The 23,065-nt window shown below is 46.9% G+C and carries 24 protein-coding genes and 1 tRNA gene; 11 read left to right on the top strand and 14 right to left on the bottom strand.

Features of this window, described 5'->3' with window-relative positions:
* Window positions 1-97 precede the first annotated feature (97 nt).
* Entirely contained in the window at window positions 98-1,402 is a 1,305-nt protein-coding gene (locus tag ACWP87_RS05295; protein ID WP_014569981.1) for a pyrimidine-nucleoside phosphorylase, read from the bottom strand.
* Window positions 1,403-1,501: 99 nt separating this feature from the next.
* On the opposite strand from ACWP87_RS05295, the gene add reads away from it, so the two are divergent.
* The gene (add, locus tag ACWP87_RS05290; protein ID WP_014569982.1) at window positions 1,502-2,521 is read left to right on the top strand and encodes an adenosine deaminase; all 1,020 of its coding nucleotides are present in this window, start codon (window positions 1,502-1,504) and stop codon (window positions 2,519-2,521) included.
* Window positions 2,522-2,735: 214 nt separating this feature from the next.
* A complete protein-coding gene (locus tag ACWP87_RS05285) occupies window positions 2,736-2,972 on the top strand; it encodes a hypothetical protein (RefSeq protein WP_005684666.1) in 237 nt (78 codons plus the stop codon).
* Between the two features lie 3 nt (window positions 2,973-2,975).
* On the opposite strand, the gene ACWP87_RS05280 is transcribed toward ACWP87_RS05285, so the two are convergent.
* The gene (locus ACWP87_RS05280; protein ID WP_005684665.1) at window positions 2,976-3,464 is read right to left on the bottom strand and encodes a hypothetical protein; all 489 of its coding nucleotides are present in this window, start codon (window positions 3,462-3,464) and stop codon (window positions 2,976-2,978) included.
* Between the two features lie 126 nt (window positions 3,465-3,590).
* Between ACWP87_RS05280 and ACWP87_RS05275 the strand changes: the two genes are divergently transcribed.
* Complete coding sequence (locus tag ACWP87_RS05275; protein WP_005684664.1) at window positions 3,591-3,761, top strand: hypothetical protein; 171 nt, start codon at window positions 3,591-3,593, stop codon at window positions 3,759-3,761.
* 189 nt (window positions 3,762-3,950) lie between these two features.
* On the opposite strand, the gene ACWP87_RS05270 is transcribed toward ACWP87_RS05275, so the two are convergent.
* From ACWP87_RS05270 to ACWP87_RS05260, 3 genes are all read right to left on the bottom strand, one after another.
* Window positions 3,951-4,868 (bottom strand): DMT family transporter, encoded by a 918-nt coding sequence (locus ACWP87_RS05270; RefSeq protein ID WP_014569983.1) that lies wholly within the window; start codon window positions 4,866-4,868, stop codon window positions 3,951-3,953.
* Between the two features lie 29 nt (window positions 4,869-4,897).
* Window positions 4,898-5,512, bottom strand: a complete 615-nt coding sequence (locus ACWP87_RS05265; RefSeq protein WP_005684662.1) for a DNA-3-methyladenine glycosylase I — start codon at window positions 5,510-5,512, stop codon at window positions 4,898-4,900.
* A 440-nt stretch (window positions 5,513-5,952) separates the two neighbouring features.
* Window positions 5,953-6,399 carry a universal stress protein gene (locus ACWP87_RS05260; RefSeq protein WP_014569985.1) on the bottom strand — a complete coding sequence of 149 codons (447 nt, stop codon included), beginning with the start codon at window positions 6,397-6,399 and terminating at the stop codon, window positions 5,953-5,955.
* Window positions 6,400-6,703: 304 nt separating this feature from the next.
* Between ACWP87_RS05260 and ACWP87_RS05255 the strand changes: the two genes are divergently transcribed.
* The 4 genes from ACWP87_RS05255 (at window position 6,704) to ACWP87_RS05240 (ending at window position 10,074) form a co-directional block, all read left to right on the top strand.
* The gene (locus ACWP87_RS05255; RefSeq protein ID WP_005684659.1) at window positions 6,704-7,093 is read left to right on the top strand and encodes a helix-turn-helix domain-containing protein; all 390 of its coding nucleotides are present in this window, start codon (window positions 6,704-6,706) and stop codon (window positions 7,091-7,093) included.
* Window positions 7,094-7,449: 356 nt separating this feature from the next.
* Window positions 7,450-8,238, top strand: a complete 789-nt coding sequence (locus ACWP87_RS05250; protein WP_014569986.1) for a tyrosine-protein phosphatase — start codon at window positions 7,450-7,452, stop codon at window positions 8,236-8,238.
* Between the two features lie 288 nt (window positions 8,239-8,526).
* Window positions 8,527-9,669, top strand: coding sequence for a tRNA epoxyqueuosine(34) reductase QueG (queG, locus tag ACWP87_RS05245; protein WP_005684656.1), 1,143 nt, complete (start codon window positions 8,527-8,529; stop codon window positions 9,667-9,669).
* A 39-nt stretch (window positions 9,670-9,708) separates the two neighbouring features.
* Entirely contained in the window at window positions 9,709-10,074 is a 366-nt protein-coding gene (locus tag ACWP87_RS05240) for a hypothetical protein (protein ID WP_014569987.1), read from the top strand.
* A 139-nt stretch (window positions 10,075-10,213) separates the two neighbouring features.
* On the opposite strand, the gene ACWP87_RS05235 is transcribed toward ACWP87_RS05240, so the two are convergent.
* Together ACWP87_RS05235 and ACWP87_RS05230 are read right to left on the bottom strand one after the other, a co-directional pair.
* Entirely contained in the window at window positions 10,214-10,756 is a 543-nt protein-coding gene (locus tag ACWP87_RS05235) for a biotin transporter BioY (RefSeq protein WP_014569988.1), read from the bottom strand.
* A gap of 261 nt (window positions 10,757-11,017) precedes the next feature.
* Window positions 11,018-11,089: transfer RNA gene (locus ACWP87_RS05230), tRNA-Asn, on the bottom strand.
* 214 nt (window positions 11,090-11,303) lie between these two features.
* On the opposite strand from ACWP87_RS05230, the gene ACWP87_RS05225 reads away from it, so the two are divergent.
* On the top strand, window positions 11,304-11,861 hold the full coding sequence (locus ACWP87_RS05225) for a class I SAM-dependent methyltransferase (RefSeq protein WP_005684653.1): 558 nt from the start codon (window positions 11,304-11,306) through the stop codon (window positions 11,859-11,861).
* Between the two features lie 112 nt (window positions 11,862-11,973).
* Here the strand turns inward: ACWP87_RS05225 and ACWP87_RS05220 are convergent, their stop codons facing one another.
* The 3 genes from ACWP87_RS05220 to ACWP87_RS05210 form a co-directional block, all read right to left on the bottom strand.
* A complete protein-coding gene (locus ACWP87_RS05220; RefSeq protein ID WP_005715365.1) occupies window positions 11,974-12,972 on the bottom strand; it encodes an RlpA-like double-psi beta-barrel domain-containing protein in 999 nt (332 codons plus the stop codon).
* Between the two features lie 279 nt (window positions 12,973-13,251).
* Window positions 13,252-13,872, bottom strand: a complete 621-nt coding sequence (locus ACWP87_RS05215) for a type 1 glutamine amidotransferase (protein ID WP_014569989.1) — start codon at window positions 13,870-13,872, stop codon at window positions 13,252-13,254.
* Window positions 13,873-13,890: 18 nt separating this feature from the next.
* A complete protein-coding gene (locus ACWP87_RS05210) occupies window positions 13,891-14,640 on the bottom strand; it encodes a TIGR02452 family protein (protein ID WP_014569990.1) in 750 nt (249 codons plus the stop codon).
* 305 nt (window positions 14,641-14,945) lie between these two features.
* Here ACWP87_RS05210 and ACWP87_RS05205 point away from each other — a divergent pair, with 305 nt between their 5' ends.
* The gene (locus tag ACWP87_RS05205; RefSeq protein ID WP_005714714.1) at window positions 14,946-16,334 is read left to right on the top strand and encodes a hemolysin family protein; all 1,389 of its coding nucleotides are present in this window, start codon (window positions 14,946-14,948) and stop codon (window positions 16,332-16,334) included.
* 227 nt (window positions 16,335-16,561) lie between these two features.
* Here ACWP87_RS05205 and ACWP87_RS05200 read toward each other — a convergent pair whose 3' ends face one another.
* Window positions 16,562-17,359, bottom strand: a complete 798-nt coding sequence (locus ACWP87_RS05200) for an alpha/beta hydrolase (protein ID WP_005684645.1) — start codon at window positions 17,357-17,359, stop codon at window positions 16,562-16,564.
* On the bottom strand, window positions 17,346-18,347 hold the full coding sequence (locus ACWP87_RS05195) for an acyltransferase family protein (RefSeq protein ID WP_005684644.1): 1,002 nt from the start codon (window positions 18,345-18,347) through the stop codon (window positions 17,346-17,348). The genes ACWP87_RS05200 and ACWP87_RS05195 overlap by 14 nt, the downstream gene beginning before the upstream one ends.
* Before the next feature lie 162 nt (window positions 18,348-18,509).
* Between ACWP87_RS05195 and ACWP87_RS05190 the strand changes: the two genes are divergently transcribed.
* Window positions 18,510-19,967, top strand: coding sequence for an MDR family MFS transporter (locus ACWP87_RS05190; protein WP_005692504.1), 1,458 nt, complete (start codon window positions 18,510-18,512; stop codon window positions 19,965-19,967).
* A complete protein-coding gene (locus ACWP87_RS05185; protein ID WP_014569991.1) occupies window positions 19,964-20,458 on the top strand; it encodes a DUF4811 domain-containing protein in 495 nt (164 codons plus the stop codon). The genes ACWP87_RS05190 and ACWP87_RS05185 overlap by 4 nt, the downstream gene beginning before the upstream one ends.
* A gap of 109 nt (window positions 20,459-20,567) precedes the next feature.
* On the opposite strand, the gene ACWP87_RS05180 is transcribed toward ACWP87_RS05185, so the two are convergent.
* Window positions 20,568-21,116 (bottom strand): Maf family protein, encoded by a 549-nt coding sequence (locus ACWP87_RS05180; RefSeq protein WP_014569992.1) that lies wholly within the window; start codon window positions 21,114-21,116, stop codon window positions 20,568-20,570.
* The gene (gene mutL / locus ACWP87_RS05175) at window positions 21,113-23,065 is read right to left on the bottom strand and encodes a DNA mismatch repair endonuclease MutL (RefSeq protein WP_014569993.1); all 1,953 of its coding nucleotides are present in this window, start codon (window positions 23,063-23,065) and stop codon (window positions 21,113-21,115) included. Before mutL ends, ACWP87_RS05180 begins: the two co-directional genes overlap by 4 nt.

Genomic DNA, 23,065 nt, shown 5'->3' with positions numbered 1-23,065 from the left:
ATTCTCCGACGTCAATAATCGCAACCGCTTTCCGGGAAGTCGATTTCCTATCTTTTCACAGCGGAGAAAACAATCGCATCTATTTGTGAAAAAACGTTTACGGTCGAATCACTTCATGAATTAATGGCAACTTTTTCGGAGCAGTTGTGCCGATATGATAAGCTTGGCGCACCAACTCTACAATCGCATCCACATGTTGATCGTTAGTGTGCAGCATGACCAGCGTATCGCCTTTAGTCACCGGCGTTCCCAGTTTTTTGTGTAGAACTAAGCCGACTGCCAAGTCCAACTTGTCTCCTTTTTGAGCGCGACCACCACCCAGTTGCATGGCCGCCACGCCTAGGGCATTCGTATCAATCGCAGTGACAATACCGCTTTGCTCAGCTTTAACCGGAATTCGATATGCTGCTTGCGGTAACTTCCGCGGATCATCAACCACCGCCGGATCACCGCCTTGAGCTTGAATGAGCTGTTTAAACGCGTTCAAAGCTCGGCCATCACGCAAGGCATCTTCTGCTAGCCCGGTGGCAATTTCCAGACTTGGTGCTTTTTTGCCTAAGACCAACATCTGTGCGGCTAATGCAACCGTTAAGTCGTGGACATCCCGTGGTCCGCGATTTTTTAAAATAGCAATTGATTCGGCGATTTCCAAGCTGTTACCGATTGTAATGCCCAGCGGTTGATTCATATCAGTTAGCAAGGCAACACTTTTGACGCCGGCAGACTGACTGATGCTAACCAAGGCTTTAGCTAAAGCACGCGCATCTTCTGAAGTCTTCATAAACGCACCATTGCCAACTTTGACATCGAAAACCAAGGCATCGGTCCCACTCGCCAGTTTCTTACTCATAATCGAGCCCGCAATTAATGGTATCGATTCCACTGTCCCGGTCACATCGCGCAATGCATAAATTCGCCGATCCGCTGGGGCAACATCGCGACTGGCACTCACAATGGCTTGGTGGAGTGTTTGGACTTGGCATTTGAATTGGGCTTCAGTTTCGTTAACATTAAAGCCCGGAATACTTTCCAGCTTATCCAGTGTTCCGCCGGTATGGCCAAGGCCACGGCCTGAAATCATGGGTACGGGAACACCCAGAGAAGCCACTAAAGGTGCCAGCGGAATACTGATTTTATCACCCACGCCCCCAGTACTGTGCTTGTCAACCTTGATGCCGGGAATATCGCTTAAATCAAGGACGTCACCGGAATGCAACATTGCAAACGCAAAATGATCGCGTTCAGCCGCACTCATACCGTTAAAATAGACTGCCATCAAGAACGCACTCATTTGGTAATCCGGGATTTTTTCCGCGGTGTACTGCTGAATCATCCAGGTTAATTCATCATCGGTCAATTCCCCGTGATCGCGTTTTTTTGTAATCAAGTCGACCATGCGCATTTTTATCACCCTTCACTCGGTTGTTATCACTATTGTAACGCCCTACTTGCTGCCTATGTTAAACTCAAATCAATCTATTCATTCATAAAGGAGAACATCATGGATTTTGCTACCTTACATACGCTGGGTAAAACGGAATTACATTGCCATCTGGACGGGTCTCTGTCCTTAAATTGCATTCGTCAACTAGCCCAAAAAATCAATCAACCGTTGCCTGCCGATGATAACGCCTTACGCAAGCTGGTCCAGGCTCCGGAAAATTCTGAAAATCTGGCTGATTACCTAAAAACATTCGACTTTATCGCACCCCTTTTGCAAACCAAGGAGGCGCTGCAGATGGCGGCCTTTGATGTTGTCGCGCAGGCTGCCCGCGAAAATGTCCGCTATATCGAAATCCGATTTGCCCCGGTACTTTCGACTGCCGGCGATTTAACATTGAGTCAAGCCACCGAGGCGGTTATCGCAGGTTTACATCAGGCTATGGCCCAATTCGATATTATTGCCAAAGCCTTAGTTTGCGGCATGCGCCAATTGCCAAACGCAGACAATGCAGCCATGTTTACCGCCAATGCTCCTTTAGTCGGTGATACCTTGGTTGGCGGCGATTTTGCCGGTAACGAAGCCGACTATCCGACTAAAGTTTGTGCACCTGCCATTGAAACGGCGCAACGACTTGGCGTCCCGTTAACTTTCCACGCTGGTGAATGCCACTGCCCGCAAAATATTGCCGAGGCGATTCGCTTGGGTATTCCGCGAATCGGCCACGCCACCGCTTGTTTTGACCAACCTGAACTGATTCAGACAATCGTGAAAACCCATACAACGATCGAACTCTGTCTCACCAGCAACTTGCAAACCAAAGCCGCACGGTCACTGGCAGAATTTCCTTATCAAGCCCTCAAAAAAGCCGGGGCCGCCATCACGATTAATACGGATAATCGTACTGTCTCCAACACCACCCTGACCCACGAGTATGAACGGTATCAAGCATATTTTGATACCACCACCGCTGACTTTCTAACTTTTAACCTCAATGCCGTAAATGCAGCTTTCATCCCCGAAACCACCAAGCAAACATTACGTATGCGCTTAAAACAAGATTACGCACCTTACCTGTAAACTCACCCGCTTAAGTCCACACTCCATCAGCATTATTGCGTTTCGAGCTGCAAGTGTTATCGAGGCTTCATTTTTCTTAACGTCCTTAACCTTTGCTTAGGGAAAAAACCACACGTTTATCATTATTTATCCCCAAATTCATCCCGACTGATTCGCGATAAAGCCACATGGACAAGCTATGCTGGTTCTATCAACAAATGAAAGGATGATTCTTATGTTGATTAACCAGACAGATTTCATCGCAACCCAATTACAGCAAATTGTTTACCCTAATATCACCGCCATCACTGAAACCGGCGCGTCAATCACGATTCAAACTAACCAAAAACAGCGCGATGACCCTGCTTTTTGGCAGAGCATCAGCGCTATCCTAAAAGCCCATCTTTGGGTTCCGGTTTCTAAAAAATATCATGAACTCACCGATCATGACTGGTTAGCATCGCCAGCATAAAATTTATGCTTGATGCGTGGCAAAAGCATTGGCAGCTAAAATAAGCGTCAAAACTGCATCAGGTGACAATGCGGCACTGACAGTTTTAATGTGCCCGCTGGTTGCAACCGCACCGATTACTTCAAGCCCATACTTCACAATATTGAGATCGCGTTGAGGTGCATAACCACCGTCAAAAACCGGTTCATGGTTATATGTAAAGTTTAAATGATCATCTTTAATCGAACCATCAACGTGATTCACCATAATCCGATCATGTGCCGCCGTTAACGGTGCCTGATCATCGGGCAGATTGAGTTTGTGATCCGATTCAGTGGTGTAATAATCAGCCTGTTTCATGTGCAAGTATTTTTCAGCCGGTTTCTTAAGTACCTTTAAATAATCCACAATGGCAAAAACCTTCGTGGGATCCAGCTGGGTGGTCTTAGCCATGAGCTCATCATTATGGGCCTCAAGCCAGTCTGCTAAATTACTGATACTAAACTGATCCATGTTGTGCCTCCATATTCATCGCAGATTCTTACGCCAGTATAGCATGGACATCGGGTTTGATGTGCATGATTGTTATAAACTTGTGACACTTTTTGGTTCTATAATGATGTTAAGGGGATGAGCATCATGCCGACGAATCAGACACCATATCCGATTATTGACTATTTGGGTCGTCCAATCCAACTGCAGTTATTTGTCACCTATCGTCTGCGCGTCAAAAACGGCTACATTCTCGCATTACGCCGCAACCAGCACCAACAAGCACTTCCCAACCTTCTCGTTAAACACGCAAGTTAAGCTTGATTTTGTTGGGACATGCTGCATCGCAATTGCGACAAGCTTTGATTTGACGAGCATAGGTTCAAGTTTCCACCTGAGAAACAAACAAAGAAAAGGACAAATGAATTTTTTGCGAGCCAAGCGCTATCAAGGGTTCGTTCATTTGTCCTTCTTTTTTTGCCTAAAAATAGGTTGCGCATTAGCCACTTAGTCGGAACGATCCTCAAGCTTAGGTCCGCGTGGGGTCATGAGTGCCATCATCGCCACGGTTAAAATAATGATCATCCCACCCAGTATCTCAGCCACACCTAGATGCATATGCAAAAAAATGACCGACACCAAGGTTGCCCCCAGCGGCTCAAACGCGTCTAACAAGGTCGCGGCTGTCGGTGAAATAAACTGTAGGCTGGCCAAATAGACCGAATAAGCAACGATCGTCCCAAAGATGACAATAAACCAGTAACCGGCCCACCCTGCTTGATCCAAGTGCGGAATTTGTTTCCAGAAAGGATCGAAAATATCAACTAATAAGCCACCCAGTAATTGAGCCCAAGCTGTCACGACAATAGGCGAATGCCGCTTCAGTAATCCCGCCGGCAATAATGTATACGCCGCTGCGGCTAAGGCGGCCATCACCCCCCAGAAAAAAGCAGACGGCGAAATAGCCAAATGTGTTAACCGTCCCTTTGTCACCACTAGCATGGTACCAAGCATCGCCATGGCAATCGTGAACAAATCAATTCGGCGCGGTTTTTCACGTAATCGTAACGCCAAAAAAACCAAAACGATAATCGGTGATAGATATTGCAAAATTGTCGCAGTCGCTGCGTTAGCCACTGCAACTGCTTTAAAGTAGATATATTGCATCCCGATCATGCCAAACAATACAAACAAGATCAGCTGTATCGCATCACGCCGATTATGCCACGGTGACATAATGGCAGCGCGATCTTTCCAAACAGCTAACGTCATCAAAACAACGCCGGCAATGATCATTTTAGAGCTAATCAGCCAGGAAACTTTAATGCCTTCATCAAATAAAGCTTCACTCACTGGACCGGATATTCCCCATAAACTTGAACCAAGGATGGCCAGAAAAATCCCCCATAAGCGGATGCGTTTCAACGCTCTTGCCCCTTTTTGCGCTGATTGGATCAGTCTTGCATCACAACATGATCATCAATTAATCCTGCGCCTTGCAAATAATTATACACGATTACCGGGCCAACGAAGGCAAACCCGTTCTTTTTCAAATCCTTAGCAATTTTCACCGATAATGCGCTTCTGGTTGGGATCTCAGCCAATGATTTAGGTCGATTGACAAGTGGTTTGCCATCCACAAATGCCCATAAATAGTCATTCAAGCTCCCATATGCCGCTTGAATTCGCAAAATAGCCCGTGCATTCGTGATCGTTGCTTCAAGTTTCATGCGATTGCGAATAATGTCGGTGCGTTGTAATAAGGCATCAATGTCCGGCTCATCCATCGCAGCCACTTTTTTGATATCAAACTGATGAAACGCATCGTTAAAAGCGGCTCGCTTATGCAGGACCAATTCCCAGTTCAGACCAGCCTGAAAAATTTCTAACGATAGTAACTCGAATAGCTTTTGGTCATCATGAACCGGAACGCCCCACTCATGGTCATGATAAGCACGCAATTCCGGTGACATTTTGGCCAACCAGTCCGTGTATTGCTTACGCGCCTGATACTTCCGCAATGCCGCCTCTGTTTTGACCTGCTCAGCGCGATCATGTGCATTTGTCATTTTAGGATTCCTCCAAGTTTTTATCGTTGTTAACGATACATTACGCCGTCAGTTGCGAGAATGCCAGTTAACGTACTTCGGAAGATGATTGTGTTGCGTTTGGGGCTGTGGTAGCTTGGAGGAATTCTTTTTTCGGCAAGTGGCGGCGTTATTCTCTGTTTTCTATAACGCGCTCGCAGTCGCAGCAATTTGCGTGTAAGGACCTCTAACCTAAATGGGCAAAGCTCGGCCATTTTAGGCCAGATGGCCCTTATGTTCTGGCTTACGCCCATAACGCGCTCCCCGGCGCAGAAGTCTGCGTGTAAGGACCTTAAGCGCAATGGCCAAGTGCGGGCCATCACGCTTAAGGCCACTTACACTCCGACTTCTAAACGCGCCGGCTCGCGCTTACCAAAAAAGAGTCCGCAACCTTCGCTGCCGACTCTTCATCGATAAAACGCTTATTTTGTTTTGACAATCAGAACATCACATGGAGCCGTGCGGTTAACGTATTCTGTCACCGAACCGACTAATACGCGCTCAACTGCATTCAAACCGGTTGCGCCGATCACGATCAAGTCGTTGTGATGATCGTGGGGAAAGTCGGTTGCGATAACTGTCTTAGGGTTTCCAAACCGGATATGGATGTCCACATCTGTCAGGCCGGTCTGCTTTGCCTGATCCTTCAAGTTCTCTAAATATTCCTGTGCGTCCTGTGTCAGCTGATAAACTGCATCACCTGAGATCATGCCGCCGTAACTGCCGATAAATTGTTTGGTATCCAGCACATTTAACACATCCAAATGTGCTTGATTGGCCGATGCAACTTTAACTGCCTTGTTGAAAGCCAATTCAGCTTCCTTCGATCCGTCTACAGGCACCAGCAAGCGATCATATTCTTGATCCATTCCGCTCACATCCTAACTTTCTAATTAACTTAAGCATAGAACGGTGAGGAAACGAATACAAGAAATAAATTTGCACTTTTACATGGTAATCTATCTTCACACCATGTAAAATATATGCCAGTAACATCCTTGAAGCATTAACACACAACTTGCAGAATGGCTATCATTATTTATTAAAATATGCTTTACTTTTGCGGTTTTATGATTGATTTAATGCGTAATGATGCTATATTAAAGTGAGTAAGCTGAATTCTTAATTTTTAAAAATTTGGCGTTCAAAAAGAAAAGAAGCGTGGTGAAATTAATGATTACAAATGGTGTTGGCAGTGTTTTACGGCAAATCCGTAAAAGTCGTGGCGAATCAATTGTAGAAGTTGCAAAGGCAACCCATACTTCCCCGGCAAGCTTTACCAAGTGGGAAAATGATCAAACAATTCCAAGTGAACGCAGTATTCGTAAACTTGCGGAATACTATCAAACCGACCCACTGGAATTGCTCGGTGTTGCATACCCTGATAAGTATGCGAAACAGCAAGAACAGGAAAAAGCAGCTGCAGAAGGCTCAACGATCCGCATTGAAGATCTCATCGGAAACAATTCCGTTTTGACCTACAACGGCTCGCCGCTTTCTTCAGGAACCAAGTCACTCGTCGCAGCATTCATTGCTGGTCTTATTATTTCACAGCCTGAATAGTTGTTCGAAGTGATGAAGGAGTCGTCTGAAAACGGCTCTTTTTTTGTGAGCGCGAGCCGGCGCGGTTAGAAGTCGGAGTGTAAGCGGCCTTAGCCGTGATGGCCGGTCTTTGGCCATTGCGGCTAAGGTCCTTACACGCAGACTTCTGCGCCGGGGAGCGCGTTATGGGAGTAAGCTGGAACATAAGTGGCGTGAGGCGTGATGGCTGGGCTTTGGCCATTGCGCCTCAGGTCCTTACACGCAGACTTCTGCGCCGGGGAGCGCGTTATCGTCACGAAAAACTATTCAGCCGTTGCTGGTCACCATCCATTTCGCGTATACTAAAGTCAAACGTTTTCACGATGGAGGAATTAAATTTGGAACCATTTGTTCTTAATATCAAAAACGGCCTCAACTTTCGCGATCTTGGTGGGTACAAGACGAAATCAGGTCAAGTGATTAAATCACGTAAAATTATTCGCTCTGCCAGATTAAGCGAACTGTCAGATGACGACCTGCAATATCTGGCAGACTATGGCCTGACAACCGATATCGATTTTCGGTCTCCGGAAGAACAAGCAGCCGAACCTGACCGTTATCCCGAAAACACGACTTATCATTTCGTCCCAGTTTTCCCAACAGATGAAACCAAAAGCAGCGAACAAGCCGATGCTCTACAAAAAAGTTTTTCACGCGATCCCCACGCTGGCTTTGAAAATATGGTCAAAACTTATGCCGATATTGTCAAAATGCCTTCCGCTCAAAAAGCTTATCGGCAATTCTTTGACATCCTTTTAAGTCATCAGGAAAATGACGGTGCGGTTTTATTTCACTGTACGGCTGGTAAAGATCGCACCGGCATGGGCGCCGTTTATTTGCTGTCAGCATTAGGCGTTGACGGCCACACCATTCGCCAAGACTATCTGGCAACCAACGATCTTATTCAGCCAATGGTCGAGAAAAATCTTGCTGCCGCTCGCAAACGCGGTGCAACCGATGCTTTGCTTGCCAACATTCGCGATCTCGGCACAGTCTCCGGTGCATTTCTTGATAGCGCCTTAGCCACCATCGATGCTGAATATGGCAACATGCACAATTACCTGAAGGAAGCCTTGCAATTAACCGACGCCGAAAAGCGTGATTTACGCGAACTTTATCTTCAGTAATTAGCGCCAAAATCGTCATATTCTGTTCACATTTTAGCGGTACTTTAACATCGTCGTGAAAAGCGATGTTCACCTCCTGCCCATTATCCTGCACTTTCCGAAGTTAAATCAGGGAAGTGCGTAATGTAAAAGCGCTGTTCGGCCTGACCGCATGGCGCTTTTTGTCTATTAAAATGACTGTATCATAATGCGTTCACCGACGCAGGAATCTACAGTATGGCGATTTTTTGCGTTCGTCAGGTCATTTAGCTAAAATAATGGCAAACACCATTGTTAGGGGTGGCGCTCATGGATCTTAAAGCTACGATTAAGCAGCACGCCAAAGATCTGGGTATTGACAAAATCGGATTTACGACAGCCGATAACTTTGCTGCATTAAAACCAAGCCTTTTAGCACAAAAAGCTGCCGGCCACACAACTGGCTTCGAACACCAGAATCTGGACGAGCGGCTCTATCCGGATAAAATTTTCGACCAACCGCAAAGTATTATCGCCATTGCGCTGGCTTATCCCTCGAAAATTCATGACCGACCACCGCGAACCGGTCCCAAACGTGGGCGCTTTGCCCGTGCTAGCTGGGGAATTGATTATCACACGGTTCTCGACCGGAAAATGGCAGCACTCATTCGCTTTATTAAAAAAACCGCCAAGTCACAGACTGATATCCGCTTTAAACCCATGGTCGATACCGGCGAATTAATTGATGTGGCAGTTGCCCAACGAGCAGGGCTGGGTTTTATCGGTAAAAATGGTTTATTAATTACACCCGAGTTCGGTTCCTATGTCTATTTAGGCGAAATCATAACCAATATTAAATTTGCCCCTGATGAACCCATGTCATGTCAATGCGGCACATGCACCCGCTGCATCGACTTTTGTCCACCACATGCTTTACTCGGCGACGGTCGAATGAACGGACAACGTTGCTTATCTTATCAGACACAGACAAAGGGGTTTATGGACCCGGAATTTCGGCCAATGATTCGCAATGTTTTATACGGCTGTGATATTTGTCAGCAAGTGTGCCCGTTCAACAAAGGCAAGGATTTTCACGTTCATCCTGAAATGGAGCCTGACCCGGATACTGTCATGCCGGAATTGATCCCGATGCTGACGCTAAGCAATAAAGGATTCAAAAACCGATTCGGGAAGCTTGCCGGCGCCTGGCGGGGAAAAAAGCCCTTGCAACGTAATGCGATCATTGCTCTTGTCAATCTCCACGATCGCAGTGCCGTCCCTCATTTGCTTGAAGTGATCGATACCGATCCCCGCCCCATGATTCGCGCGACTGCCGCATGGGCTGTAAGCGAGCTTGCCGCAACCCCAAATGCTGAGTTGACAACATTCCTGGAGAAAGCGCAAGCAAAAGAAACCACAGCTTTGGCGCAGGCAGAATTTCAAAAAGCACTTGAGCGAATCGCGCAACGTTGAGCATGCTATAATAGAAAATAAAGATGAGAGGTGCCTATTTTGAAATTATATCAAGGACTTACCCAAGTACAGGTCAATGAAGAAATGGCCGATGATGCGCCAGACTTCAAGATCACAACCGATCTAGTTAAGCCGCTGCATTACGCGCCATCGGAACTCTATCATTACTTAGACGCTGTTTTGAAACCAGGTAGTCGGCACGATCAAAACAACCTTAAATATGTCACAGATGCCGCCTTCATTGGTGAGAATTTTGACTTCAATTCGGTGCCTTTTACCGCTAAATTGAAAGATTTTGAGGCCAAGATGGCATTTGCCCGAAATCTGGTCAGTGATCTTAACCGCCACGTTGCCGTCAATATTAATACCCAAGACCTTACGTTTGAGCTTTTGTTTGTCGATTAATGACGTCATATCGACCAGTCATTCTTCCCGTTTTGATTGGCATTCGCCCATCGTCAAGAATAATCCTAAAAATACCGCAACCCGATCACATGAAACGCCGATCAGGTTGCGGTATTTTTTAATTGATTGATGACCAAATTCAGTTCTGGCGCAACGCCGGAATAACAGCGGTCAGTTGCTGAACAACTAACACGGTCAGTGCCATTTTAAGCAAGTCGCCTGGAATATAAATCAGAACGCTTAAAATGGCAGGCACAAATCCGATACTTGTCGTGACCGTTAGCCATAATGCGCCCAAAAGTTCTGTCAGCAAAACGCCGCCAAACGTCATGCCGATTGCTTTTGTGAGCCAGAAATCCCGTTTCAGGAAATGCGTGATGCCCACGTACGCTAGCGGCGTCAGCAACCAGCCATACATAAAGCCGGCTGTCGGTCCCATAAAGACAGCAATACCACCGCGTCCTCCAGTCAACACTGGCAATCCTAACGCAGCCAACGCCAGCAACATGCCGATCGTAATGGTCGCCGGACGCGTCGGTAATAACATGGCGACCAACATGACACCCATATTCTGTAAAACGATTGGTACACCCAAGAATCCAACGGTAATTGGTGGGGCAAATGCCAACCCGATTAATACAGCTAATAATAACCCCATCCGTGTCAACGTCTTTGTATGCATGACGCCACCCTTCCTGCTTTTGTATTTCGTTAAGCATACCATGTTTTGTTTACAATTGATCAAAAAATTCGTTCATGGCCTGTCTCTTTAGTGTTCTTTTTAATCTGGTTAATTTAAACTGACGAACCATCGTGCCATCTCGCTCAAGAACCACCGCTTAATTGCATCAGCGCAAACACAACATGACGCGGTACCCGGCGCAGAAGTCGGCTCGCGCCCAAATAAAAAATCGCGGACATTATCGTCATCCGCGATTAAGGCCTGCCCAGGCTGGATTCGAACCAGCGACCCTTTGATTAACAGTCAAGCATTCTACCACTGAACTACTGGGCAATAAGTATGTATAGTATATTCTCATGTTTCTTAGAGAAATGCAATACTTTTGTTTGAATTTCCGACATTTTTTCAGATTCCTCTTAGACAAGGCGCTGACAGGTGACGCACTTGCTTTGAATTTTGAGTTAGCATCGTGATCCCTCCTACCAGCTATCTCGTCACACATCGTTCATCTTTTTCCTCTATAATGAACGTGAAAGGTTGTGAACCTATGGAAACGCCATATCCTAATATGCAAGATAACCCCAACCTGCCAGTTGAATCAGGCGATCATCAACCGATTTGGCAGGCACTCATCAAGAAAATGCCACCGTTGACTGACTTGCGCGTCCTTGTCATTCATTGTGGCGATGGCTGGTTTTGCCGTTATGCTTTGAACCACGGTGCGACAGCTGTTCTTGGGATTGACACCGATACCGAAGCCATTCAAAATGCGCGTGCAGCTGCGAGTTCTGATCGGCTCCGCTACCGAATCATGCCCGATCGGTGGTTGAAATTGCTGACGGGTCCCTACGATTTGATTGTTGGCGCATTCGACCAATCGCCAGCGGAATTAAAAGCGATCACTCAGGTTCTTAGTGCTCTGCTGAATGCCAAAGGACAGTTAGTGGCTGCCGTTGCACCGCCAAAACAACCAACTGGTGATCAGTTAGCGGTTGAAGAACTGATCAGCTCACAATTGGTCATTAATCGTTGGTACCAGGTTACCGACAAACGGCTGGCTGAAACCGCACAACTTTATCTACTACTGAGTTCACGGGTACATTAAGATTATCTTTCTAAAGCAACCCACGTAAAAAGCACGCGTTAGCAATTCCCAATGCTAGGGAATTGACGCGTGCTTTTTAAACTGATTTTAACTGATTAAAGTTTGCCGACGCTTAGTTGATCACTTCAACGGTTGCAGAAAGCACTCCGGCTGATGGAATGGCACTATTTGGCATTGCAACGTCAAGCTGGCGCGGGTTGCTATATGCAAATGAGCCAGTATCATTAACGGTTCGTTCTAACACTTGTCCGTTAGACATGGTGATTCGCAGCTTAGTACCTTTAGGGAAGACGCTCAGGTTTGCAGCCACACCTTCGTAACCCATGTTGCTACCTAAAACAGACGGGTCATAGAAACTAATTTTAAAAGTGCCCTTATTAGTTGATGTTTGGGTCGTCTGGGTTGCTGGTGCTTGCTGTTGTTGAACAGCAGCCTGAGATGCAGCTGCCTGCTGCTGTGCTTGTTGCTGAGCAGCGGCTTGCTGTTGTGCCTGTTGTTGAGCCGCAGCCTGTTGCTGAGCTTGTTGTTGCGCCTGCTGTTGAGCAGCAGCCTGAGCCGCGCTGGAAGCAGCAGCGTTGGATGCCGCAACACTGGAAGCTGCAGCGCTTGATGCAGCGGCGCTAGAGGCAGCCGCATTAGAAGCTGCAGCACTTTGAGCAGCAGCATCGGATGCAGCCTGATTATTATCTGTGGATGTTTGCGCAACCTGTTCCGCAGTCGAGGTTGTCTGAGTTGGCGCAGCAGTGGCATCAGCCTTCTTGGTCAATGATGATAATTGCTGCAAGGTGTTGATGCTCAAATAACGTTCTGGAACCCAACCATGGTCAGATGTTTCGTACCAGATTTCTGCGTAAACTTTTTTACTATTAATAAATTTAAGGTGTTCACCGGTTGCTACATAACGCTTAACTTGCTGTCCCACAGTCGGTGAGGTCCAAACGGTTGTTGCACCGCCATTATAAGTGACATCAGCTTCAGTCTTATCACTGGCTGGTGCGCTGACGGTGGTGTCAGTATCTTTCGTTGCCGCGTTAACGTGACCTGGTTTTGACAAGGCAACGGCAGATAAAGCAACGGCTGAGAATAATACTGTACTTAAGAGCTTTTTCATGTTCGAGTTCCTCCTGAATTTGTGTGGTGACTTAACTAACTGTCGCTTAGTATAGTCAGTGAGTATTACGAACATGTATTCGGCGTGTTGCGTTTAGGTTAAGTTCTATGACAAAAGATTACATTAGATTACAGCTTTAACATAACAGTCGGCACAATCGCCCTCATTTAGTCTGTGTTATCCAGCCTTCAATCCGCAAACAGATCACTATTTAACCGCTACAAAGCCACCTGGTTTCGTATTTGTTTACAGCTCGGCAACATGCTTCATCATTGTCGATCATTTAAACAGCCGTTCTAAAATAGCCGTCAAAACCTGATGTCCCGGCTTCAACAGTGCTTCGTTGACCGGCGCTTGCGGTTTATCAGCTGCCGCACCAATCGCAGCAATCATTGCAGGCGTGACTTCCAAATGAAATTGCAAGCCCACAATCCGCTCATGATAAGCAAAGCCTTGCAGTGCGTGCTCATTTTCATACAGTATCTGACTGCCGGGTAATCGACTCATCGCTTCGCCGTGCCAATGGAAAACATTCAATAACGTCCCATCCGTTCCTTTTACTGTCCCGACGCCTTCCTCAGGTTTCGGCATGCGATACACATTGGCACCGAGCGCTTTGGTAATTTGCTGTGCTCCAAGGCAGATACCTAAAACAGGCCGGTTAAGTTTGTTCAGACTGCGAATCAAAATCCGTTCAGCAGCAAGCCAATCGAGATCATCATTCACACTCATCGGCCCGCCAAGCACAATCAACCCATCAATATCAGCTGGATTTAACTGGGCAATTGGATCGCCTTGGTCCGGTCGATAGGTGACTGTTTCAATCCCCTGATCTGCGGCCCATTCTTTAATCACCCCGAGATCTTCGGCATCTGCATGTTGCATGACTGTAAGCTTCATCCGCCCATCACCTCTCCTTTATTGTTCATCTTCACCTTTTAGCACCGCGGCAAACGCCTTTATTGTCGTCATCCCAGGATCATAAACTGCAAAATAAACCCGTTTAAAGGCACCGGCGAATTCAGGCATCAACAACGTGTCGCGAAAAATCTTGGCAACCGGTTTGACGGGATTCCCAAAAACACCGGTACCAAAAGCACCCAAAATGATCTGATCAACCGCATGCATTTTAAAAGCGCGCAACGTTTGGAGAACCTTAAACGCAATATCATGCATGGCGGTTTCGTTGTCTAAGTGTGGATCTACCCGACGATCAGGGGCAGCTACTGTGACGATATCAACATATTTATTCGGTAATCGCCGACCTTGATCGTCAAACACCTGGCGCACATGTTCGGCATAAATCAGTTTGGAACTAAAGAGCCCGCGATTGGCCTGTTGACAATTGACATCATAGTAATCGGCCATATGTTGCTTCATGCCGGGCACCAGGAAAGTTCCTTTGGCAATCGATTCTTCTTGGGCTCGGGCGCCAAACATCACACCACCGCCTGGATGAATCGGACTAGCAAAATTCATCACCCCAATTTTGCCTGTCAATTCACTCATAAGCTGAAAAACATCCACATTCCGAATAGCAATTTGCGGCGAAGTAGAACCTTGTGCCGGCGTTTGCGGTAATGGTTGGCTGATCAGTTCCGTCTTTGGCATTTCCGGATTCGCTTTAAAAACTTTCATCGTTTCCCAATACATCTTAACCTGTTCCATCTTAATCTTGCTCCTATTCAAAATAAGCGTGATCAAACGCGCTCAGCACTCGGCGTATACGCGCTTTATGGTGTGGTCACTCACGTTTTGACATGACAACACAGATTCTTACGCGCAGATAACCACGCTGACAGACGCTTTATATCAAATGCTGCCATCTAATCAAGCCGCCGCAACTACCCCAAAATAATTTCTGACCGATCTCAGCATAACATAGAAGCAATCAACTCATGAATTATCGTTCATCCGGCCAATTCAATGTTAAAATTAAGTTTGTAAGTAACATGAAATGAGGAATGGAATACATGGAAAGTGGCCAAATCGTCCCCAATTTATTGGTGATGCTCGTCACCTTTTTCTTCGCGGCATTTTTTGTCGCCTGTGAATTTGCATTGGTTCAAAGTCGTCCGAGTGCCTTGGAAGATATGATTGACAAAGGCACAGGCCGCAAAGCGAAAATCGAGCGCGCCTTGCGAATGGTCCACAACTTGAATGAATATTTGTCCACAACCCAAGTCGGCGTTTCGCTGGCAGGTATTATTTTAGGGTGGATTGGTGAAACCACCGTTGAATTCCTGCTGGTCGATTTGTTCGGGTTGACGCATTTAAGCTTGCCTAATGGTAGTTTACATGCGGTAGGTGCAGTTTTAGGGGTCATTATTTTAACTTATTTGGAAGTGGTGCTTACCGAAATTGTGCCGAAAAACATTTCGATTGACTATCCAATTAAAACTTTAATGTTAGTTGTCACCCCTTTGCATTATTTCCACATTTTGTTCTTCCCCTTCGTCTGGTTACTGAATGTCAGTGCGACCGCCATTGTCAAAATGATGGGCATGAAGCCGGCTGATGAAGGTAACGAGGCTTTTTCGCAAGCCGAAATTTTGAGTCTTAGTAAAAACGCCGTAACATCAGGCGATATGGAACAAAACGATGTCATCTACATGCAGCGGGCATTCGAGTTAAACGACAAGACCGCCAAAGATATCATGGTTGATCGCACCAGCTTGTTTGTGATTGATATTAATACCACCGTTAAAGAAGCCTTACGTGATTATTTAACCCAAGGCTATAGTCGCTTCCCAGTCGTTGCAAATGGCGATAAGGACAAAATTTTAGGCTATGTCTACATCTATGATCTGGTTAAACAAGGTCAGGTAGATCCGTCCGTCAAGGTTTCCAAACTCTTGCGCTCCATCATTAATGTACCGGAAGTAACGCCGATTCATAACATCTTAGCCCAGATGATCAAGAAGCAAACGCCTATCGTTGTCGTTGTGGATGAATACGGCGGCACCAGCGGTATTGTGACAGATAAAGATATTTATGAAGAACTTTTCGGCACTGTTAAAGATGAAATTGACGATGTGTCTGATGAATATATTCGCAAAACCGACAATCCTAAAGTTTTCCGAGTCAGCGGCAAGACCACACTTTGGGACTTTGAGCGCTATTTCCACACCGACATTAAAGCGTTCACCGACTCCGAAATCATTACCATAGCCGGCTTCATCATGGAAACACATCCGGATCTAAAGTTACATGACAAGGTCAAAATCGATCACTTTAACTTTACGGTTGCCGATTTCTCCCGCGGTTTTGCCAACTGGTTTGATGTGACTGAAGACCCAAAGCCGGTTAAGCAAACCGTTGCCGAAGAGGTTAAGGAAGCCAAGAGCCAGCGTCAAGACTAATGTTGTCACGTCATCTGCTTTTGTTGGTGAAGTTTTTAGCTCAAGACAAAAATATGCGGCCTTATTAAAACAATCAAGACCCATCATTTCAAAATAATAGCGTACCATTTCTCGACTTTTGCAAGAAATGGTACGCTTTTTGACTCTTTCGTATTAGTAACGTTAACTTTAACGATTTCAGCGCCCGCTACCTCCACGCCACTGCCTCACGCCTCATCATTCGGTGGCTACTTGCCCCAGATAAACTGCAACATCGCGCGGTCAACGGCGACATTGTGTTCATGCAAGCGGCTGTGTTGGGCATGCGGTCCGGTCACTGCTAACGTTTGATACTTCGTTAGCCCTCGCAACAAATAGCCTAGACTCAAAGCCGAATTAACGCTTACGACCGTATCTGTGTCACTGCCGTCTTGAACATTACCATAAATATTCAAAACGGATTTAGCTCGGAAGTGTTCACGGCTTTGCAAAAGTCGCGCGTACTCGGGTCGAATTAAACTAGGCCGCCCATCAGCTGCCAATTGCAGTTCATGGGGTTTGTCATTCCATCCCAGTAAACCATCGTACGGGCCGGCAATCACAACTACCTTTTCCAGTTCTACCGGTGTTTGTGCCATCGCGGCGGCAATCACGGCATAAGCGCCCATACTATGGCCAACCGCATTTAACCGGGTAACGCCATAGCGCTGATGCAACATAGTTAGAATTTTGGCCAGCCACTGACTATCGACTTCTTCGCCAGCCGTATTGTTTTGAAAAATCACCTGAATAATGGGTGCAGCTGTGGCATGCAAGTCTCCTTGCACATTTAATTGGCCATTTGGACTGACGGTCACGACCATGCTTCGTTTGGCCACCCCCGCAGCCTCCGCCGATTCTATAAGTTGGTTAGTGGAAAACGCGGTCCCCCGATAACCATGAACAAATATAGTCGGTGTCGTGTCGGCTTCGACTAATTGACCGCTTGGGGCCAAGCCAATGATTAGAACCGCCACAACTAGCAGTATTCGTTTAATTAAACGCATATAATCCTCCACCTTGCCAGCGTTCGCGCACATAGCGGCCCGCGTAAGCAAGGAAAAGAGGAATCGTCACACCAGCAGCAACTAAAACAAGTAAATTCGGATCGCCCAACTTTTCCAGCACATAGCCGACCGCCTTGTGCCCATACATTATGGGTAGTGTACTACGACCAATGCGATCTAGCCAGTCTCCAAGCACGGTTCCGGTTAATGTTTTCGCACCGGCAAATAAACCGCCGCAGATAATAACCGGCACAAAGCTAGCAAGTAATGGATCCGTTAGATGGTGCGACTTCATGTAAAGCAAGAAGTCGATTTGACCGCGCGACTGGGCAACAAATAAACCGGCAAAAACACCAAGCGCAACTAGCATAAACCATGGTTGCGTGACAATATGGCGAGCGTAATGAAATAACCACCAGCCCACAAACATGTAAGGCAATGCAACCAATACTAAATCAAGATTGCCGGGAATCGGAAATCCCAAAACAGTTTCAGCGTTAGGGTAACTAAACCCTAACCAGAACAATCCGGCCATTAAAATTGCTTCGTGCCAGACTTTTGGCAAATACCCGCGCAATAAGCTAAACAGCAAGCTACTGAACGCATATACCGTCACAAACCAAAAAACTGACAAGTAGCCATTCAATTCGGTCCCACCATAAATTAACCGTCGCAAATAATCAACGGTAAACGCTGGGGTGCGCTGTTCAATAATAAAGTTCAACAAGATTAAACCGACGCCGTAACCAAAGTATTGTTTCAATAATGGCCAAAAACGTCGCGCTAGAAAAGCTTTTAAGGTTGGCAGCGTTGTCGGCTTAACAAAAAAACCGCCAATCATGAAAAACAACGGCATGTGCCACCAATACAGACTTTCATAAAAGGTTGTGTTGCGCGGATAGAAATGTCCCAGCACAACCGCAATGATTCCGAGGCCCTTGGCAACATCAATCCATTCAATTCGCTGATGCGATGATCGGACTTTCACGTTTTTAAACGCCCCTTTCGTTCGACTAACTTACTTTTAGCCTAACAAGGTGAGTGGGGTATTTCTTTGATCCCTTTTTAAAGATTTTGTGAAGGCCATTTACCCAAAATTGTCAGTTTACGTGCTAGACTAGATTATAATGTTTTTAGAAAGGACACGATATTGTTGACAACAACTGATGTTAATGGTCATCCTTACAATCGTTTGCTGCTTGTCATTACGCTACTGATCGGGACCTTTACGACTTTTTTGACTCAAACGATTCTGACGACTGCCTACCCGACCTTAATGGCGGATTTTCACATTAGCGCCAGCGCGGTTCAATGGTTGACGACCGGCTTCATGCTGATTATGGGGATTATGATTCCTGTTTCGGCTTGGCTGCTGGATAAATTCAACGTTAAACATCTTTATTTAACCGCTATGACGATTTTCTTTTTGGGGTCGCTGCTATGTTGGCTCGCCAATGATTTTCAAATGTTGCTGCTTGGGCGACTCATTCAGGCAATCGGCGTTGGGATGTCGATGCCAACTTTCCAGACCGTCATGTTCACCATTTTCCCACCTGAAAAACGCGGTAGTGCCATGGGGTTGGCCGGCATTGTGATCGGGTTGGCGCCGGCAATTGGCCCGACGCTTTCCGGTTGGATTCTGCTGCATCACACCTGGCGCGCATTGTTTGCGGTCATTATGCCTATCGCTGCCGGTGTTGTTCTTCTGGCGATTTACAGCATGCGTCAGGTGCTGCCTACCTCACATCCCAAAATCGATGTGCCGTCCATTATTGCCTCAACGTTAGGTTTTGGTGGCTTATTGTATGGCTTTTCAACGGTTGGTGACGCTGGCTGGACAGACTCACAGGTACTCATCAGTCTTGCGATTGGGATCGTTTTTGTGGCTCTTTTTTGCTGGCGGCAGTTGCATCTCAAAACCCCGCTGTTGGAGTTACGGGTTTTTAAATCGAAAACCTTTACTTTGAGTGTCATTTTGACCGCTGTTGCTTTCATGTCCATGGTTGGCGTGGAAATGGTGCTGCCGATGTACATTCAAACGATTCGCGGCGAAAGTGCTTTTCACTCTGGAATGATCCTTTTTCCAGGCGCCATTATGATGGGGATCATGAGTCCGATTACTGGCCGGATTTTTGATAAAATCGGAGCTAAGCGTTTGGCCGTTGCCGGTTTATTTCTCTTAGTCGCCGGTACGCTGCCATTGATGACTGTCACCGCAACAACACCACTGATTTACATCACGGCCATTTATACGGTGCGGATGTTTGGTATCACCATGGTAACGATGCCCGTCACTACTGCCGGTATGAATGCACTGCCAACCCATCTCATCAACCACGGCACTGCGGTTAACAATACGATTCGGCAGGTCGCGGCTTCAATCGGCACCGCCATCTTGGTTTCGGTTTTATCCGTCGTCACAAAAGGGGCCACGCCCTCGGCTAGCGGGAAAGTCCTGGATCCAATTGACTACACCAACGCGATGCATCAAGCAACTCTTGCCGGCTATCGTGCTGCTTTTGCAGTTTCGTTGGTCATGGCCGCTTTAGGGTTAGTTCTGAGTTTCTTTTTGAATAACGATGCCATGGATCGGAGGCACCCATCATGATTATTCTGCTGTTGATTATTGGCGCCGTTGCCTTCTTTTGGACGATGGTATTGATGAAACCCAACCGGCGTCGACCCTTGGCAATCGCTGTGAGCGCCTTGCTAATTATGATACCGGTTGTACTTTTGAGTTTGAATGATTTGTATCACATCGGCTTTACGATTGACGAAACCACTGAATTGCAACCGCTAGCACCCATGAATGACCAGTTACAAATTCAAAGCCACCCCATCGGCACGGCTAAGAAACACATGGCCTATCAATATCGTATTTCGGGTGATGCAACGATTCATACCGTTAAACCAAGTACTACCGTCAAAACCAAACTGACACACGGTACGATTCCGCAAGTCGCCGTGACTGCGCAGAAACTCCAGTACACCAATATTTTCACCGCTATTATGTTCGCCGGATCCGGTGAACAAGGCAAAACCATTGGCAAGATTTACACGTTCACTTTACCGAGTAATTGGCAGGTTGTGAGTTTTTAAAGTATCTATATCCGTAAAAAGCCGTCTAAAAAGCCGTCCCTAGATTTCTCTAAGGGCGGCTTTTTATAACCTCTGAATTTCCATACGGTTGAATAAAAGCGCAAACGCCTTACGCCAACAACATTCGATACAACGTACTGATCGGCAAACCCATGACGTTGTAAAAATCACCATTGATCGCCTTAACCAGTAAAGCTCCGGCGTCTTGAATGCCATAAGCACCCGCCTTGTCTTGATAGGCGTCTTCTTGTAAATACGACTCAACTTCGGCTTCATCAAGCGGCCAAAAAGTGACATCTGTGGCCACGACTTGCTGCCGAATCGTGCCATTGTCCAGACGCACCCACAAGCCCGTATAGACTTGATGGGTTTGGCCGCCGAGTGCAGTGATCATTTGCTTGGCTTCTGCACGACTATGCGGTTTACCCAGTAACTTTCCTTGAAAAGCCACCATCGTATCGGCCGCAATAATTGTTGCCCCCGGATAGCTCGGTACTAACGATTCTCCTTTGGCTTTGGCCAGACTCTGGACATACTCCGGTGGTGGCAAAATCGGCAACGCCCGTTCGTTAATTGCTGCAGGATGACTTTCGAATGCAGGAATAATACGCTTGAGTAATGCTTGGCGCCGTGGTGAATGACTCGCCAGAATAATCATGCCTGCATTTCCCCGCTTTCATGACTGTCTTGAATCCGCTTGAACATTTTCTCCAGATCGGTGTTGGAAAAGTGGACCAGAACCGGCCGGCCATGCGGACAATTGAATGGATTTTCGCATTGTGGCAGTTTCTGCAATAACGCCCGTGCCTGCTGATCGTCTAAATGATGATTGGCTTTGATGGCCCGCTTACAGCTCATCATGATCGCCGTCTTCTCCCGAAAAGCCGCGACAGAGATCTTGCCGTCACGCAAAACCCAATCAACCATCTCTTTGATCGTGTCTTCTTCCTGACCGGCTTTGAACCACGTCGGATGATGCTCGACCACAAAACTATTTTGGCCAAAATCCTCTAGATACAAGCCGACCGCTTCCAACACATCCCGATGCGTGCGGATATTGATCGCATCGGCCGCGGAGTAATCCAGCACGATGGGAACCAGTAAATGTTGCTGATCGTTGCTGACTTCACCAATTGCCTGGCGATAAAACTCATAATTAACCCGTTCTTGGGCCGCATGTTGATCCAAAATATACAAGCCGTCCCCAGCTTCCGCCAGCAGATAGGTCCCGTGAACTTGGGCAAGGTAGGTTAAATCGGGAAAACGTTCAGTCGGCTCCGGTCGCTTCAAATCCGAAGCTGCGGTATCCTCCACCAAGGCAGGCGCAACATTGGCGTCTAACGTTTGATAACGCTGATCCCAAGCAGCCAAGCGCTGTGGCTCATCAAAAATTGGCCGATCATCTAAGTCGTTGATGGTTAAATCGACTGCTGCTTCTGTCTGCGCTGCTGGTTGAGAAGTCGGCGTATTGCCAGTGTTAGTGTCGGCGTTTTCGCGCACTTCAGCACCTTGATTCGGCACTGCTGTCGTTTTAGGACTGATTTTATTGAGGGTCAGTTCCAGTTGATCAAGATCATAGCGCTCGCGTTTAGGCAAATTATCCATGGCATCGGGAATCAGATTTTCCTTGGCTAAGCGCGCACGAATGGCCTCACTGAGCAAGTGGCTGAGCTGATCTTCTTTACTTAACCGCACCTCGGCTTTGGTTGGGTGCACGTTGACATCCACCAAAGCGGCATCCATCTGAATTGAAATCACGCCCATAGGATAGCGCCCGACCATGAGTTTGGAGCCATAGCCGGCAATCACGGCTTTCGTCAACTGAAAGTTCTTGATATAGCGGCCATTGACGACCAAGCTCAGATAATTACGCGACGCACGCGTGGTTTCAGGCAAACTGGTCAAGCCACTCACCTTAAAATCAAGATCCTCGGCCTGAAAGTCGACCATTGACCGGGCGACCGGCAAACCGTAAATGCCGGCCAATGTCTGGCGTAGATCACCTTGACCGGCTGTCCGCACCATCATATTGCCGTCATGGCTGACCGTAAACGCAATCTTAGGGTTAGCCAATGCCAACCGACTGACAATATCAACAATCTTGCCAAGTTCGGTCTGTTGCGACTTCATATATTTCAGCCGTGCCGGGGTGTTAAAAAACAGATCGCTCACTTCGACATCGGTTCCGCGACGATGCGCCGCTGTCGTTTGACTTTCTACCTGTCCGCCTTTGACATGAATTTTAGCGCCAATCCCGGCATCGGTAGCGGTCGTTAGCGTCACATCGGCAACCGCTGCAATACTTGCCAGCGCCTCCCCGCGAAATCCCAGTGAATGAACATTAAATAGATCACGCGTGGTCAGAATTTTACTCGTCGCATGACGCAAGAAAGCTGTCGCCACATCGTCAGGGTCAATGCCGATCCCGTTGTCGCTGACATGAATGGTTTGCAAACCAGCCGCTGACACCTTCACGTCAATTTGGGTGGCTTGGGCATCAATACTATTTTCCACCAATTCTTTCACCACGCTGGCCGGCCGTTCAATAACTTCCCCAGCAGCAATTTGGTTACTTAAAGTGGCAGATAGTTGGTGAATTTTTGGCAT

The sequence above is a fragment of the Lacticaseibacillus sp. 22 genome, from assembly GCF_055413445.1.
Note: the sequence above shows the minus strand (reverse complement) of the source record. Positions and strands in the feature narration are given on the sequence as shown.